Source organism: Cytobacillus firmus NBRC 15306 (assembly GCF_001591465.1).
Taxonomy (GTDB): Bacteria; Bacillota; Bacilli; order Bacillales; family Cytobacillaceae; genus Cytobacillus; species Cytobacillus firmus.
Genome location: NZ_BCUY01000021.1, coordinates 1 through 13772 on the forward strand (window position 1 = coordinate 1; position 13772 = coordinate 13772).

Annotated in this window: 13 protein-coding genes, 3 pseudogenes and 1 other annotated feature; of the genes and pseudogenes, 5 read left to right on the forward strand and 11 right to left on the reverse strand. The window is 41.1% G+C overall.

Annotation, left to right across the window (positions count from 1 at the left end):
- Window positions 1–934: ring-cleaving dioxygenase (locus BFI01S_RS08315; protein WP_061792200.1), on the reverse strand; the 934-nt coding region annotated here is incomplete at its 3' end.
- Between the two features lie 312 nt (window positions 935–1246).
- Between BFI01S_RS08315 and BFI01S_RS08320 the strand changes: the two genes are divergently transcribed.
- Window positions 1247–2446, forward strand: a complete 1200-nt coding sequence (locus BFI01S_RS08320) for an iron-containing alcohol dehydrogenase (RefSeq protein WP_061792201.1) — start codon at window positions 1247–1249, stop codon at window positions 2444–2446.
- A gap of 106 nt (window positions 2447–2552) precedes the next feature.
- Here BFI01S_RS08320 and corA read toward each other — a convergent pair whose 3' ends face one another.
- Window positions 2553–3509 carry a magnesium/cobalt transporter CorA gene (corA, locus tag BFI01S_RS08325; RefSeq protein ID WP_061792202.1) on the reverse strand — a complete coding sequence of 319 codons (957 nt, stop codon included), beginning with the start codon at window positions 3507–3509 and terminating at the stop codon, window positions 2553–2555.
- Between the two features lie 253 nt (window positions 3510–3762).
- Window positions 3763–4005: a binding site (T-box leader), on the forward strand.
- Window positions 4006–4051: 46 nt separating this feature from the next.
- Between corA and brnQ the strand changes: the two genes are divergently transcribed.
- The gene (gene brnQ, locus BFI01S_RS08330) at window positions 4052–5392 is read left to right on the forward strand and encodes a branched-chain amino acid transport system II carrier protein (RefSeq protein ID WP_061792203.1); all 1341 of its coding nucleotides are present in this window, start codon (window positions 4052–4054) and stop codon (window positions 5390–5392) included.
- A gap of 165 nt (window positions 5393–5557) precedes the next feature.
- Here brnQ and BFI01S_RS08335 read toward each other — a convergent pair whose 3' ends face one another.
- The 4 genes from BFI01S_RS08335 to BFI01S_RS08355 form a co-directional block, all read right to left on the reverse strand.
- Window positions 5558–6370, reverse strand: coding sequence for a GNAT family N-acetyltransferase (locus tag BFI01S_RS08335; protein WP_061792245.1), 813 nt, complete (start codon window positions 6368–6370; stop codon window positions 5558–5560).
- A 249-nt stretch (window positions 6371–6619) separates the two neighbouring features.
- Window positions 6620–7297 (reverse strand): NAD(P)H-dependent oxidoreductase, encoded by a 678-nt coding sequence (locus BFI01S_RS08345; protein ID WP_061792205.1) that lies wholly within the window; start codon window positions 7295–7297, stop codon window positions 6620–6622.
- Window positions 7298–7419: 122 nt separating this feature from the next.
- On the reverse strand, window positions 7420–7872 hold the full coding sequence (locus BFI01S_RS08350; RefSeq protein WP_061792206.1) for a GNAT family N-acetyltransferase: 453 nt from the start codon (window positions 7870–7872) through the stop codon (window positions 7420–7422).
- A gap of 69 nt (window positions 7873–7941) precedes the next feature.
- A complete protein-coding gene (locus tag BFI01S_RS08355; protein ID WP_061792207.1) occupies window positions 7942–8343 on the reverse strand; it encodes a VOC family protein in 402 nt (133 codons plus the stop codon).
- 127 nt (window positions 8344–8470) lie between these two features.
- On the opposite strand from BFI01S_RS08355, the pseudogene BFI01S_RS08360 reads away from it, so the two are divergent.
- A pseudogene (locus BFI01S_RS08360) lies at window positions 8471–8707 on the forward strand (flavodoxin family protein); the annotation flags it as partial.
- A gap of 56 nt (window positions 8708–8763) precedes the next feature.
- Here BFI01S_RS08360 and BFI01S_RS08365 read toward each other — a convergent pair.
- The 5 genes and pseudogenes from BFI01S_RS08365 to BFI01S_RS08385 all read right to left on the reverse strand — a co-directional run.
- Entirely contained in the window at window positions 8764–9795 is a 1032-nt protein-coding gene (locus BFI01S_RS08365) for an STAS domain-containing protein (RefSeq protein ID WP_061792208.1), read from the reverse strand.
- Window positions 9796–10043: 248 nt separating this feature from the next.
- Window positions 10044–10469 carry an ATP-binding protein gene (locus BFI01S_RS23940; RefSeq protein ID WP_061792209.1) on the reverse strand — a complete coding sequence of 142 codons (426 nt, stop codon included), beginning with the start codon at window positions 10467–10469 and terminating at the stop codon, window positions 10044–10046.
- Window positions 10470–10577: 108 nt separating this feature from the next.
- Window positions 10578–11948, reverse strand: a complete 1371-nt coding sequence (locus BFI01S_RS08375) for an MATE family efflux transporter (protein ID WP_061792210.1) — start codon at window positions 11946–11948, stop codon at window positions 10578–10580.
- Between the two features lie 118 nt (window positions 11949–12066).
- Window positions 12067–12389 (reverse strand): annotated as a pseudogene (locus tag BFI01S_RS08380) (ArsR/SmtB family transcription factor).
- Window positions 12389–12598: pseudogene (locus BFI01S_RS08385) on the reverse strand (SRPBCC family protein); the annotation flags it as partial. The pseudogenes BFI01S_RS08385 and BFI01S_RS08380, both read right to left, overlap by 1 nt.
- Window positions 12599–12690: 92 nt before the next feature.
- Between BFI01S_RS08385 and BFI01S_RS08390 the strand changes: the two are divergent.
- The gene (locus tag BFI01S_RS08390; protein WP_061792211.1) at window positions 12691–13485 is read left to right on the forward strand and encodes a DUF169 domain-containing protein; all 795 of its coding nucleotides are present in this window, start codon (window positions 12691–12693) and stop codon (window positions 13483–13485) included.
- 95 nt (window positions 13486–13580) lie between these two features.
- Window positions 13581–13703 (forward strand): hypothetical protein, encoded by a 123-nt coding sequence (locus BFI01S_RS24340; protein ID WP_268875319.1) that lies wholly within the window; start codon window positions 13581–13583, stop codon window positions 13701–13703.
- Window positions 13704–13772: the final 69 nt, after the last annotated feature.

The window sequence follows — 13772 nt, forward strand, 5'->3', positions numbered from 1 at the left end:
CCAGTTCCCTGACTTCAATAGGGATTAATTTTCGCTCGATGCCATTTCTCATATTCTCATATTGTTCAGGAAGCATCAGCATCTCCCCCATTTTCCCGGGTGATTCATCATGAGCAAATCCTGGCGGGTCAGTTGCAATTTCAAAAAGAATTTCCCCGTGCTCCCGAAAATAAATGGCATTAAAATAATTCCGGTCCCTGACTGGCGTTACTCCATAGCCATTGGACCTCACATATTCCAGCCACTCCAATTGATCCTGGTCATCTTCTGCCCGCCAGGCGATATGATGGACAGTGCCGACACCCATTTGTCCGCGCTTGCCGGGAATCTTTTTCAGGTCTATGACATTGCCGATTTGGGCTGAGGATTGGAACCGGATCATTTCTCCTTCTTCCCCAATGCGTTCAAGGCCCATTACCCTTTCAAGCAGTAATGCTGTTTGGTCTGGCTGGGATGAATAAAGAGTCGCCCCTGCAAAGCCCTTTACTGCAACATCAGGAGTAATGGCTCCAAATGTCCAAGTATTCGTCTCACCCTCATCTCTTTCCACCATTTCCAATACCAGACCATGAGGATCCCGGAATCTTATTGATTCTTCACTGAATCTTTTTTCCGTTGTGTAAGAAATTTTAAATTTTTCAAATCTGTCTTTCCAGAATCCAAGGGCACCCTTTGGAATGGCATATGAGGTTACCCCAACCTGACCATCCCCTATGACTCCCTGGGAGGCCTTTGCCCATGGAAAAAATGTAATGATTGTTCCCGGCTTCCCTTCATTATTTCCAAAATAAAGGTGGTAAGTGCCGGGGTCATCAAAATTCACAGTCTGCTTGACCATCCTCAATCCTAAAACACCAGCATAAAAATCGACATTCTCCTGAGGGTGGCCGACGATCGCACTGATATGATGAATTCCACTTGTGGCTTTGTCCACTATTCACACCTCTTTCTCATTAATGTAACCAAAATTCAATCTATGAAACTCATCTAAATCATATATTTTCATTTCAAGATACTACCGAAAATTATTACCTCGAATTTATTTATCTCGAATTCAAGATAATTATAAAATACATTTATGCTGGTGTCAATCTTTCGGATTGGAAAAATCGAGCGGAAAAGAAATTGAATCTCCACATAATCGTGCCAAGTTTATTTGATACAGCATATTGACATCTTCTTAAACCTAAAGGTATATATGAATTATAATATTAGAATTTTCCGATAAATTCACGGAGGTAATGAAATGTACAATGCATACTGCCGAATGTACCAGAAAACCTTTAAGCTGGTATCGCCTTTTCTGCCCTGGCGCGAACCGGAGCTGATAGAAGGCGCCAATAGCCTGGACAAACTGCCTGATATTATTAAACAGAATGACATCAGCAGAATTTTGATTGTAACTGACAGCGGCATCACGGCTCTTGGGCTGATGGATGGTTTGCTATTAAATTTACAGAAAAGGAATATTGAATTTTATATTTATGATAAGACCGTTCCCAATCCGACCATTACCAATATTGAAGAAGCACTGGAAGTATACATCAAGAATAATTGCCAAGGTATTCTTGCCTTTGGCGGGGGTTCGCCAATGGATTGCGCTAAAGGAGCTGGTGCAAGAGCTGTTAGGCCAGAGAAAAGCATTTCACAATTAAAGGGCCAATTTAAGGTTAGAAAAGAGCTCCCTCCCCTTTTTGCAGTCCCAACCACAGCAGGTACTGGAAGTGAAGCCACTGTTGCAGCGGTCATTACTGACAGCCAATCACATGAGAAATATGCCATTATTGACCTGTGTCTAATCCCGTATTATGCGGTTTTAGACCACATGATTACTATAAAACTGCCTCCTCATATAACAGCTGCAACCGGTATGGATGCACTAACCCATGCCATCGAAGCGTACATTGGAAGAAGCAATACAGCAGAGACGAGAAAATTCAGCACTGATGCAGTCCGGCTTATCTATGACAATCTCTATGAAACCTATATCAATGGCGAAAATCTGGAGGCAAGAGCCCATATGCAAAAAGCTGCTTATCTGGCCGGGCTGGCTTTCACCAGGTCCTATGTAGGCAATGTTCATGCTATCGCCCATACGCTCGGAGGATTTTATTCGGTTCCTCATGGTCTGGCTAATGCCGTCATTCTTCCATATGTACTGGAGCATTATGGTGAGGCAGTCTGGGGATCTCTAGCTGAACTGGCATTGGCCGCAAACATTGGTGATCCGGGAGCTTCAGCTGAAGAAAATGCAAAGAGCTTTATAGGCAGCATAAAATCCCTTAACCAAAAAATGGGGATTCCCCAAAAGGTGAGCGGAATTAGAGAAAGTGACATTCCGGTAATGGCAGAACGTGCCTTAAAGGAAGCCAATCCCTTGTATCCTGTGCCGAAAATCTTTGGCAGAAATGATATGTTAAAACTGTATCAGATGATAAAGGAATAATTTTCAGGCACAGCTTCCGCACGCATGGTTTCCCGGCGTTAAAAATACGAGCTGCTCACACAAAAAGGCAGATGCACAATAAAATGCATTCTGCCTTAAAGCCGTTTTATCTGAACCAGCCCTTCTTCTTAAACCACCAAAACATGCCTAAGGCAATAATAAACATTAATAACAGCGTTTCAAAATATCCATATTTCCATGATAATTCCGGCATGTTTTCAAAATTCATTCCATAAATGCCCGCTATGAAGGTTAAGGGCATAAAAATGGTGGTTATCACGGTAAGGACTCTCATCACCCTGTTTGTCTGATGGGAATTGATCGATAAATAACTGTCACGGATATCGGTCGTCAATTCCCTGTTTCCGTCAATCATTTCAGTCAATTTCAATAAGTGGTCATGAATATCAGCAAAGTATTCGTACCTTTCCTTTACACCTTTAAGCCTATGGGAATTAATGACACGGTATATTAAATCCCTCATTGGAATCACAGTATACCGAATCTGCAATAAATGATGGCGTATATCAAATAATTTCTCCAATAATTCTTCCATCGTTTCATCATTTGGGTTATCTTCAATGAGACTCAGACGATCTTCCAGCTGATAAACGATAGGAAAGTAATTATCCACTATTTTATCTATGATATGGTACATGACCAGATAAGGGTCCCATTTACTAATCTTCTTACTTAAGCTCAGCCTTTCCCAAACATCATCCATTTCCCTGGAGAGCTCATGGTGGTAGGATACTATGTAATTGGGACCAATAAAAAAGTTAATTTCCTGTTTATCTTCGTTAATATGATTTAAGCTATGGGTAACAAAAAAGCTATAGTCTTCATAATAGTCCATTTTAGGGCGCTGGAGTTTGACAACACAATCCTCAATGGCCAGGGGATGAAAGTGAAAAGTTTTATCAAGTTCAGCTGTCTCCCCTTCGGTTGGCTGATCAAAATCAACCCAAAACCACTTATAACTTTCCCACTCAGCTTTCAGCCTCTCTAAAGTAATATCCTTCTTCAGTTCATTTTTCTTATTAACAGCTTGTATTCTAATCATGATTGTCTCCTAGTCTTTCCAATCTGTAAACGTATTTTTTCCATTTTTGATAATGATATCCTACCTCTTCCATTGGTATATTTATTATTTACCTCTTTTCCTTGCTCTGTTAAACAAGAATATACTTTTCTTGGTAATAAAAGAAAATATACACTAAAATTCCGGTTGCTTTAACGCTTTTACCGCAAAAAGTAATTTTAATTAACAAAAAATATTGACTTATCTAAACTTATCTGATAAATTATTTTCAAATAATAAGTCGCTGACGAGAAGAGTAAGACAGGAATGCTGTTCCAAAGAGAGCCGGCATATGGTGAAAGCCGGTGTCCAGTACCTGATCCGAAGATCATCTCTGAGATGCAAAGCTGAAATACAGTAAGCTTTGACGGGTTTTCCGCCGTTACAATGGAACGCGTATGATTGTACGCAGCTGAGTGCTGCAGTTTTTTGAACTGCGGAATTAGGGTGGTATCGCGAGTATAGACTCGTCCCTTTCTGGGGACGGGTCTTTTTATTTTTAAAAAAAGGAGTTTGAGCAGCTTATGAAGAAATTTGACAGCTTTTTTATCGGTCTCATGTTATTCTCAATGTTTTTTGGAGCAGGTAATTTAATATTCCCTCCCTACCTTGGTGCTTTATCAGGTACCTCCTTTTGGCTTGCGATTGCAGGTTTTATTCTGACTGCTGTAGGCTTGCCATTTATTGTACTGCTTGCCATCTCATTGGCAAAGGGTGGAATTGATGCGATTGCCAGCAGGGTTCATCCACTTTTCGGCACCTTATTTATGGTTATCATCTACCTATCCATTGGTCCTTTCCTGGCTATTCCCAGAAATGCAGGTGTTGCTTTCGAGATGGGTGTCATGCCATTTATTAATGATTCATGGAACCTATCACTAGTTTTGTTTACGTATTCCGCAGTCTTTTTCTTGCTTGTATATGTTGTCAGTTTAAATCCGGCCAAAATGGAAAGATTTATGGGACGCTGGATTACTCCCGTTCTGCTGCTGTCGGTTGTTATCCTTTGTACAGCTGCAATCATGAATTTCGACACAAAGCAGCTGGCTCCATCTGGCGGTTATGACAGCGGTGCATTCTTTAAGGGTTTCCTGGAAGGCTATAACACAATGGACGCCCTTGCCGCTCTTGCCTTTGGAATCGTAATTCTTACTGCCATCCAGAAAAAAGGTGTACATGACGAAAAGCAATTATCCCGCTATACACTAAGAGCCGCCATAATCGCTGGCGGGCTTCTGGCAGCCGTTTATATTTCCCTTGGTTTATTGGGAGTTAAAATAGCTGCTAATGGCACTTTTGAAAACGGGACAGCGATTTTATCATCTGCCTCCACCCTGTTATTCGGAAAAGCTGGAACGGCATTCATCGGTGCAATTTTCACCCTTGCCTGTTTTACGACTGTAGTTGGCTTAACTTCCGCCTGCGGACAATATTTCTCAAAGCTGCTGCCAAAGGTAAGCTATAATTTAGTCATTACTGCCGTAACCCTAGTTGGTTTCACTTTATCAAATCTTGGGTTAAATCAAATTCTCAAAGTATCTGTTCCTTTCCTGGTAACAGCTTATCCTTTAACCATTGTGCTGATTACCCTGAGCTTCTTTAATGGCTTTTTCCGAAACCCGCGAAAAGTTTACGGGAGTGCGCTATTATTCACAGGAGTATTTGCAGCGCTGGGAGGTTTAAGCACCTTTGGCTTTGATCTCGGAGCCCTTCAAACCCTTAGGGAAGTATTGCCTTTCGCATCTGTTGGAATGGAATGGGTTGTACCAGCTGCAGCAGGTACTGCACTGGGCATCCTTCTAAGCAAAACTGACAGGCAGCAGCAGGATTCAGCAAAACAGATGGATGTAAAAGCTTCTTTATAAAAAAACCAGGCTGCTTAAACAGCCTGGTTTTCCTATGTCTTCACCTCATCATCCATACTAACCCAAGTCTCCCATTAAACGGGCAAGCCTGGGAATATCCGCAATAACCGTTTTCCGGATATGTATTTTATGCTCCATTTTGCATCTTCCTGCCTTCAAGCGGTTTTATTCCCTTATCCAAATTGCTTTTGTATATCCAATTTTCAAACCTGCTTTTTCCATATTATTCTGGCTTGCGGAACCAAACCTTGCCTGGCCTGTCACCAGCTCGGCATTATTTGTAATCGCCTGGGAGATTCGGGCTTGAATAAGCGCGCTGTGGACTCCCCTGTTTCTGAAAGAAGGCACAACAGCCGCAGCCGCAAGATTTGCCACCCCTTTTTCCATGAAAATGACACCTATTCCAGCTGGTTCGGTGTTTACAAATGCGAGGTAAAAGACCCATTTTTCATTATTGTCATAAAGCACCTCATTATTTTCGGCTATCCCCTGGCTAAGAAACCCTGGCATGCCAAATCCCTTTGTATACACCTCGCCGAAAAGATCAAATTCCTTTCTTTGCATCCTGCGTATATCAATACCAGCATGAATGGGAAGATCCTTAAGATCTGAAGGCTCTGCAAACAAAGTGGTATGGAAATTACATTGATAAAATCCTTTTTGATGAAGCATCTTCAGTAAATCTGATGATCCGTTTGACGGTGTGATCTCCAATCGAATTGGGATTCCTTTTCCCTGGTAGAATTCAACTATTTGATCCAGTACTTCGGCATCGGCTTCCTTAAACCCCTTTACGAGATTGAAGGATGGACCCGGAATATTCCTGGCAAAAAAAGCGGTTGTCTGGCCAATTCTTTTAATCTCCACACCCATTGGGTTTCCATACCGATGTTGAATAGCTGTCAATCTGGAGTACAGCACATCTGTCTCTGCCTGGTCCAGCCTCTCAGCTAAGTCACTTTTCATCACTAGATTCATAATTTCCACCTCATTTAAGCAAGCCTCATTCAAATATAATGTATTGTTCTCCCTTTGAAATGAATTCTCCTTTAAAAACAAGGCACTTTTCGTATAAATTTTTGTTTTCGCCTATCAATGATCCGTTGATTTCCGCTCCAGGATGCTCGCTTTCCGCTACAATCAACTCAGTAAATAAGATACAAAAAGCAACAAACCTTGCCAAACTGCCAAAAACAATAAAAAAGGAAAAGAGTCAAAGCTCTTTTCCTAATCAATCCACTTTACAATATCATCGAATGGTCTGCGTGCTTTCGGTCTTGGGTCTTTCACTCTGTATCCAAAGGCACACATTACCGAAAGTCCGAAGCTTCCTTCTTCAAGCAAGCCTTCCTCATTCAGGAGCTTATTCATTTTTTCAATGTCAAACCCCTCAATGGGACAGGAATCTATACCAATTTGTGCAGCGGCGGTCATCATATTCCCAAGTGCAATGTAGCTTTGCTTGCAGGCCCAATCAAAAAGAGGGCGATCTCCATCCAGCAGATCAAAATCGGACTTCTGGAATTCCTCAATCCGCTGCAGATATTTTTCCATCATTTCTTCCGGCATTCCCAGGGTATTTCTAAAATGATCCTGCAGATAGCGGGAATCGTACTTTGTATCTTTTTTCGTTCTTGCCAGGATTAAAACAAAGTGGCTTGCTTCAGGCAGTTTCCCGTATGCCCCCCAGGAGGCATTCTTAATTTTCTCACGGAGCTCCTGGTTCTGAACAATCACAAAACGCCATGGTTCAAAACCAAATGAACTTGGTGACAGACGGCCTGTCTCCAATATAAACCGGAAATCTTCCTCGGGGATTTCTTTATTTGGATCAAACTCCTTTGTCGCATGCCTGAATTGATAGGCATTCAGTATTTCGTCCTTTAAAACTTCCTTTTCACGCAAACCCAAACACTCCTTTTCTGGCTGTTCTAACTTTAACGTAACATATTACTGCATAACATTCATGAAATCAGCTTTTAGTCTGCCCTTTTCACTGCTGTTCCTACTCATTTGGGGCAATTTCATTATAAATCCATAGACAGCCTGATCATATCCCGGCAATGGATTCCATTTTCAAGGATATCTTCTTTGTAATGCCTCGCAAAAAAATCTTTATCGACCCCAGTGATTCTAAAACCGCATTTTTGATAAAGAGCCAGCTGTCCAATACTGGAATTCCCCGTACCAATTTCAAGGGTCTTATTTCCACCTTGAAACGCAAGCTCTATTGCATGCTGAAGAAGCTTTCTGCCAATGCGCTCTCCCTGATATTTTTCACTAACGGCGATATTAACAATCTCACAGGTTCCTGGCCTTGTGGCAAGAAGGATATAAACACCGACTGCTGCTCCGTTAATTTCAGCAATATAGGTTTCCCCTCGATTTAGATAATCCTCAATAAATTCAATTGAAGGATCAGCCAATAATAGCAGATTCATTGGAGGGGGCTCTGAATGGTCAATTTTTCGTATCTTCATTATATCCTCCTTTTTATGTCAAGCTCCCAAAATAACCTTCTCTTTCTGTATAACGATGATCCATAGCAGTCATCTCCCCCAGTCTTCTTTGTTTACTTTTTTTATTTGGATTTCTTTCTCATGCTTATCGATATATTCAAAATAACCAATTCTATTTCCCCATGGATCAGCAAATGTTGCCCACTTAACAGGGACTTCTTCTCTCGTATGGATTTCAAATGGTGTTATTTTTAATTCTGTGAATAGTCTTTCACGTTCCTGCTCAAGATCAGGCACCCCAAGCCTAATTGGACCGCTTCCTATACTGGGGGATCCCTTAGCTAACTGAAGCCTGCAACCTGTGATGAGTTCCCACTCTGCAAATCCTTCATGCGGAATAAAATCAGGTTTTTTATTAAGCAATGTTTCATACCACCACAGTCCCTTTTTCATATCCAGCACCCGGAATTGAACTGTCATTTCATAGATCATATCAGCCCCTCCAACCTCATACCAAATTATGTAATTCGCTAAAATCATCATATTTCCTTTATTTTATTGTTTTTGAACGAAAGTAAAGGGAATTAAGAGTATTGGATAATAGAAAGGAAGTTGAACAAACATTTCCCGTTCCGTGCTATATTCACTCTCCCATATGGGATTCACCATACCGCCAAATGTTGACACCTATTGGGTTGGTGAGGCTGGCCCCGGACCGTCCTTCATTGAAGCAAATGGCTATGAGAATGACTTTACAAGACAGCATGCCAAAATAAATGCATATAATTTAATCCATTTTGCCAGAATGTTAAAAAATCATCCGATACCTGCAGAAGGTAATATTATCAAAGGCTAGTTACATTAATATGCAGTAAAAAACCAGCATTGTCCCTTAATGCTGGTTTTTACTCTTTATTTTTTAGGAGAAATATCCAATCCCAATTGATCTAGTGCGTGGGTGATTCCCTTCTGCAGAATAGAAAAACATGGAATTTGTGTTTCTTTATTACCGCTTTCTATTATTTGGAGACTAAGATCAGGTGAAATCCCGACAAATATGCAGTTGCTGCCTAATAAGGAAGCGGCTCTGACAAATTTCTTCAGGAAATCCAGAGTATATTGATTTACACCTTTTAATGCGGTTAAGTCCAGTATTAAATATTCAGCTTTATATCGGGGAAGATTCATTAATGTTCTGTTCAGCAATTCCTCTGCCCGCAGTTCTTCATATCTTCCAACCAAAGGGATGACCAAAATGGAGTCGATTACGGGTATAATAGGAGAAGAAATCTCTTTAATGATTTCAGATAATACTCTGGTCTGCTCGGCTATTTCCTTTTCCAGCTCTTTCTGGGCGCTTTGTGTCCGCTCTTTTATCATTGCGTTAATATTCTGGGAAGGTGTAATTTCGGATTCAAAAAATTCGTATTCGGAATACTGATCCCCCTGGACCTGACTTTGCCTTACTTTATACCATATATTTGTTTCAAACAGGCCGCTGAGCACACCTGCCCAATGTCCAGGCAAAAAACTGCCTTCTGTTTTTTTCTTTTGAGCAATATTAATCTTATATTCCCAGCCGCTGTTAACACGTACAATGGCTTTCTTTTCTTCAAGACAGAAGGAAACAATGTCTGTTTTTCCCCATCCGGCAGTTAGATAAATATTGGGCAGATGATTGATGATGTCTTCTTTTTCTTTATTCGATTCCAAATAAAATTTGCTGACAATTTTCCCGGTACGGTACCCGGCTGTTTCCAGGACAAGCTTGGCCGACTTTTCACCAGAAATTTCTTCAATGGAGTCCAGCAGTGTTTTGAAAGCTGTGTTTACCCAAAATACCACCACATCGTCATTCTCAAATCTAAACGTTGCATCAGCCAGATCCCAATCAAACAGAGATCCATTCACATTTATTTCATACTTGGAAGAGTTAGTCTCCATCGAATGTCCTCCCTCTCTTTTGTTGTCAATTCATCTATTTAAAGAACATTATTATTCTAACCTCAAGGTTATTTCGGAGTCGAAAATGATTATGCTGCTGGTAAAACCTAATTAGAAATGAAAAATATCCATATAATATAACTGCTGAGAATTGCCGGAAATAGTCAAAACCTAACTAATTTTTCGCATGCAGAGTTTTTATTCACCCCAAAAAAAAGAATAGGCATGCAAGTCCTCCCCGCTTATACCTACCCTTCTTTATCCCACTTAATCGTAAATGCAGTGCCTTTTGTCGAACTTTCTTTTAAAAATAAATTTGCGTTCAGAGCATCAGCCAGCAGTTTGCTGAATGGAAGCCCCAAGCCGAGCCCTTTTACTGAATCTGTACTTGTATCAGTTAGATTTTCTTTAGATGCCCGCTTCTTCATGCTTCCATCTTTTCCATGCCCATGACTGCCTCTCATTCCCTTTTTGCCAAATCCTTTGATGCCCATAAACGTTTCTCCAAGAACGTCCTGTAATTTAGCACTGTCCTTCTTTTCTATTTCCTTGATAAGGTCTGCTGTTGATTTATTATTGGCGGGAATACCCAAGTCCTTAGCGAGATCTGCCACTTTTTTCTTCCTAACCTCTTGGGCGATTTGCTGAATGATCCTGATCATTTTAAAGGCCAAGCATTCTTAACCTCGACTTTACTATATCGGTGCTATATGTCAGGAAGATGTCAAAAAAACTCAATAATAAAAAAACCGCCAATTCCGCAATAAGCGGACAGACGGTTTTTAGCCTGCTACCCTGATTTCTTCATTGGTAAATTTTCTCTTCTGGATAAAGATGAGCCTCATCGAAAGACAAACACCTGCAGCAAGAAGCCCAAACGTAAGGCCAAGCCAGTAACCAGTTGCTCCCAGGTCTGTATAGTGTGCAAGAATATAACCAGCAGGCAGACAGATCAGCCAATAAGAAACCAGTGTGATAACAAAAGATATATTCACATCTTTATATCCTCTTAAAGCCGCTTGTGCAGTAGCCTGGATGGCATCGGAAATCTGGAAAAACAGCGCATAAATCAGGAAATGGGCAGTCAGGGCAATTACCGCTTGATCAGTAGAGTAAAAGCTTGCAACCTCATAGCGGAAAAATACAACCAGGAGGCCTGTGAACAGCGCAATTAAAATAGACAGATAGATGCCCAGCCAGCTGTATGATTTTGCATCCTTATACCTGCCTGCGCCCACTTCAAATCCGACTAACACGGTCTGCGCCATGGAAATGCTGATTGGGATCATATACAGGAAGGAAACAATGTTTAATGCAGACTGATAGGCAGCAATAGTTGTTACATTAAACTTACTGATTAAGATGGTCACCGCGGCAAACATACTCGTTTCAAAAAAGATGGATAGTCCCATGGGTACGCCTATCTTTAAGATTTCTTTGCATTTATCCCATGAAAATCCCTTAAGACCGCTGAAAATGGCATAGCTTGAAAAAGGATCCTTCGTTTTGATTATAAGTGCAGTCATGACAAGGATGAACCAATAAGTAAAAGAAGTTGCATACCCTCCTCCTGCACCTCCCAATTCAGGAAATCCCAAATAGCCAAAAATAAGTACATAATTCAGGAAGAAATTGATGGGAAGCGAACAAAATAAAATCACCATCACAACTCTTGTTTTGCCGAGTGCATATATGAAAGATCTTAAAACATTAAATATGAACAAAGGGATGATTCCAAAGCTGAGGCCTACAAGATAGCCACGGGCTGTTGCTTCCACATCATCAGGCAGATTCATGCTATTAAGCAGAGGTTCAAGCAAAACTGAACCCAATAGAATGACTGCCAAGGCAATGATAAAACCCAATAAGATTCCATTCTTTACAATAGATGAAACTTCTTTGTTCTTTTTTTCTCCAATCGCTTGAGCCGCAATTGGGGATACAGCCATTAATATTCCGCTAAGCCCGGTAAAAACAGGATTCCAAATGGAGGAGCCAATCGCTACGCCAGCAAGATCGGAAGCATTATATCTCCCTGACATAATTGTATTAAAAAAGACCATCGCAAACATGCCAAACTGCGTGATTAATATAGGAATTAACATGATTGTGATTTGCCTGATCTTCTCCTGTAGAGTAAACGTCTGATACATCCTTGAAACTCCTTCACATAACAGTAAACACAAATATAATTATATTATATCTTTTATAAGAAAGACCTCATTTTCGTTCAAAAGAAAAAAGAGCTGGGGAAGCTCCTTTTTCAGAAAATCATTCATCTTCTTCAACTAGATATTTAAGTTTTTGCAGCTTATTGTTCCAGAATTGCTCATAAAGGACAGCCATTGCTTCAATTCAGTCAGCGGCTGAGGCTGGAGATAGTAAATTCTTTCTCTCCCCGCCTTTTCCCCTTTTACTAATTGGGCTTCTGAGAGAATATGAAGATGTTTTGATATGGCGGTACGGCTTATGGGGAAATGCGCGCTAATCTCTGAGATCGGGCGTTCTTTTTCAGCCAGCAGCCTTAAAACCTCTCTTCTCGTAGGGTCGGCGATTGCCTGAAACACATCATGTTTCCTGGCAGAAGCACCCATTATTCCTCAACAGCCTTGCCAAGCTTCGCGAGAATACCAGTCCATCCCTGAGACATTCTTTCACGGATTACTGCACTCTCCTGTCCAGCTTTCTCAACCAATTCATCAGGCTGTTTCCATCCGCCATGTATAAGAGTGAATTCAGTTTTGCCTTCCAAATCTTTTAAAATGAAAGATACAAACCAACCATCCGTATCCCATTCATAAGAATCATGTCAACTGCCGCAAAAATAGAGCCTAACTATGCAGGTTAATCCATATAATCTACAGAATACTTATTATATCTAAAGGAGGGATTTTAATGCAGGCCATACATGCACAAAAGCTATCTGATCTGGAAACTGCTATTCATACATATGTGCGTCCCGACACCTTTCCGCTTGCCATTAGAGTTATGAAAAAGGAGGAGGCATTGCCTGACAGGGTCAAACGTCCGGCAAAAGACTTCGGCAAAACATTCAGTATCTGCCAGGGGGTAACGATGTCAAGAAGATATGGCTGGTCCATTGCCATGGGCAAAGAAGACTTATCATGTCCAATTGCCAAAATCGCTTTTGGATTTGAAGAGGAACTGGACTATTACTCAAAAGGAAGCTTAACAGATGGCATGTATACAAAAACCTGTGATCTTGGTGCCTTAACCGAAGCGGCAGTTCCTAAATTTTCAAAAGAGGAAGCAGGAACTATTTTAATGGCTCCTCTGGGGAGAGCAGCATTTGCACCGGATGTTATCACAGTTTATGGAAATTCAGCCCAAGTCATGAGAATGGTGGCTGGCGCACTCTATCATACGGGCGGCGAAATTACTTCCACATTTACAGCCCGGGCAGATTGCGCCGATATTGTTATTAAGACAATAAAAACCGGTAAGCCACAGGTAATCCTGCCATGCTATGGGGACCGGGTTTTCGGTCAGACGCATGATCACGAAATGGCTTTCACCATTCCTTTTTCCATGGCGGATGAATTTGCAGATGGATTAAAGCAGACCCACAAAGGCGGTGTACGCTACCCGGTCCCATCTTACCTTCAATATGAGGCAAAATATCCGGACACTTATGAAAAGCTGAACGAGATGTTCGACAGCATGCCTTGATTGAAAGCCGGCGCCTCCGATAGAGGTGCCGGCTTGTTTCATTTTGGGAAAAGAGCGGAATAGAAAAGACAGCTATTAAGAAATGAGTGAAATAATTGAGCAGCTTATTCCCATCCCTCTATGATATAGCCATGCAGCCTCTTGAGAAAAGAAACTTCCAGAAAATCAGTGATTTAATTGAGGATGTTTGCCTGGGATTTTGGGCTGTCGCTGATTGACTCCGATTTAGGAAGTAAAATCCATTTCAAATCCACAAAAAAAGAAGGCCGATTCAATCAGCCTCCCTT

Coding starts and splice junctions, on each gene's coding strand:
- corA (WP_061792202.1), bottom strand. CDS start 3,509: ATGATTAGAATACAAGCTGTTAATAAGAAAAATGAACTGAAGAAGGAT.
- BFI01S_RS08375 (WP_061792210.1), bottom strand. CDS start 11,948: ATGTATCAGACGTTTACTCTACAGGAGAAGATCAGGCAAATCACAATC.
- BFI01S_RS08320 (WP_061792201.1), top strand. CDS start 1,247: ATGTACAATGCATACTGCCGAATGTACCAGAAAACCTTTAAGCTGGTA.
- brnQ (WP_061792203.1), top strand. CDS start 4,052: ATGAAGAAATTTGACAGCTTTTTTATCGGTCTCATGTTATTCTCAATG.
- BFI01S_RS08365 (WP_061792208.1), bottom strand. CDS start 9,795: ATGGAGACTAACTCTTCCAAGTATGAAATAAATGTGAATGGATCTCTG.
- BFI01S_RS08350 (WP_061792206.1), bottom strand. CDS start 7,872: ATGAAGATACGAAAAATTGACCATTCAGAGCCCCCTCCAATGAATCTG.
- BFI01S_RS08335 (WP_061792245.1), bottom strand. CDS start 6,370: ATGAATCTAGTGATGAAAAGTGACTTAGCTGAGAGGCTGGACCAGGCA.
- BFI01S_RS08355 (WP_061792207.1), bottom strand. CDS start 8,343: ATGATCTATGAAATGACAGTTCAATTCCGGGTGCTGGATATGAAAAAG.
- BFI01S_RS08390 (WP_061792211.1), top strand. CDS start 12,691: ATGCAGGCCATACATGCACAAAAGCTATCTGATCTGGAAACTGCTATT.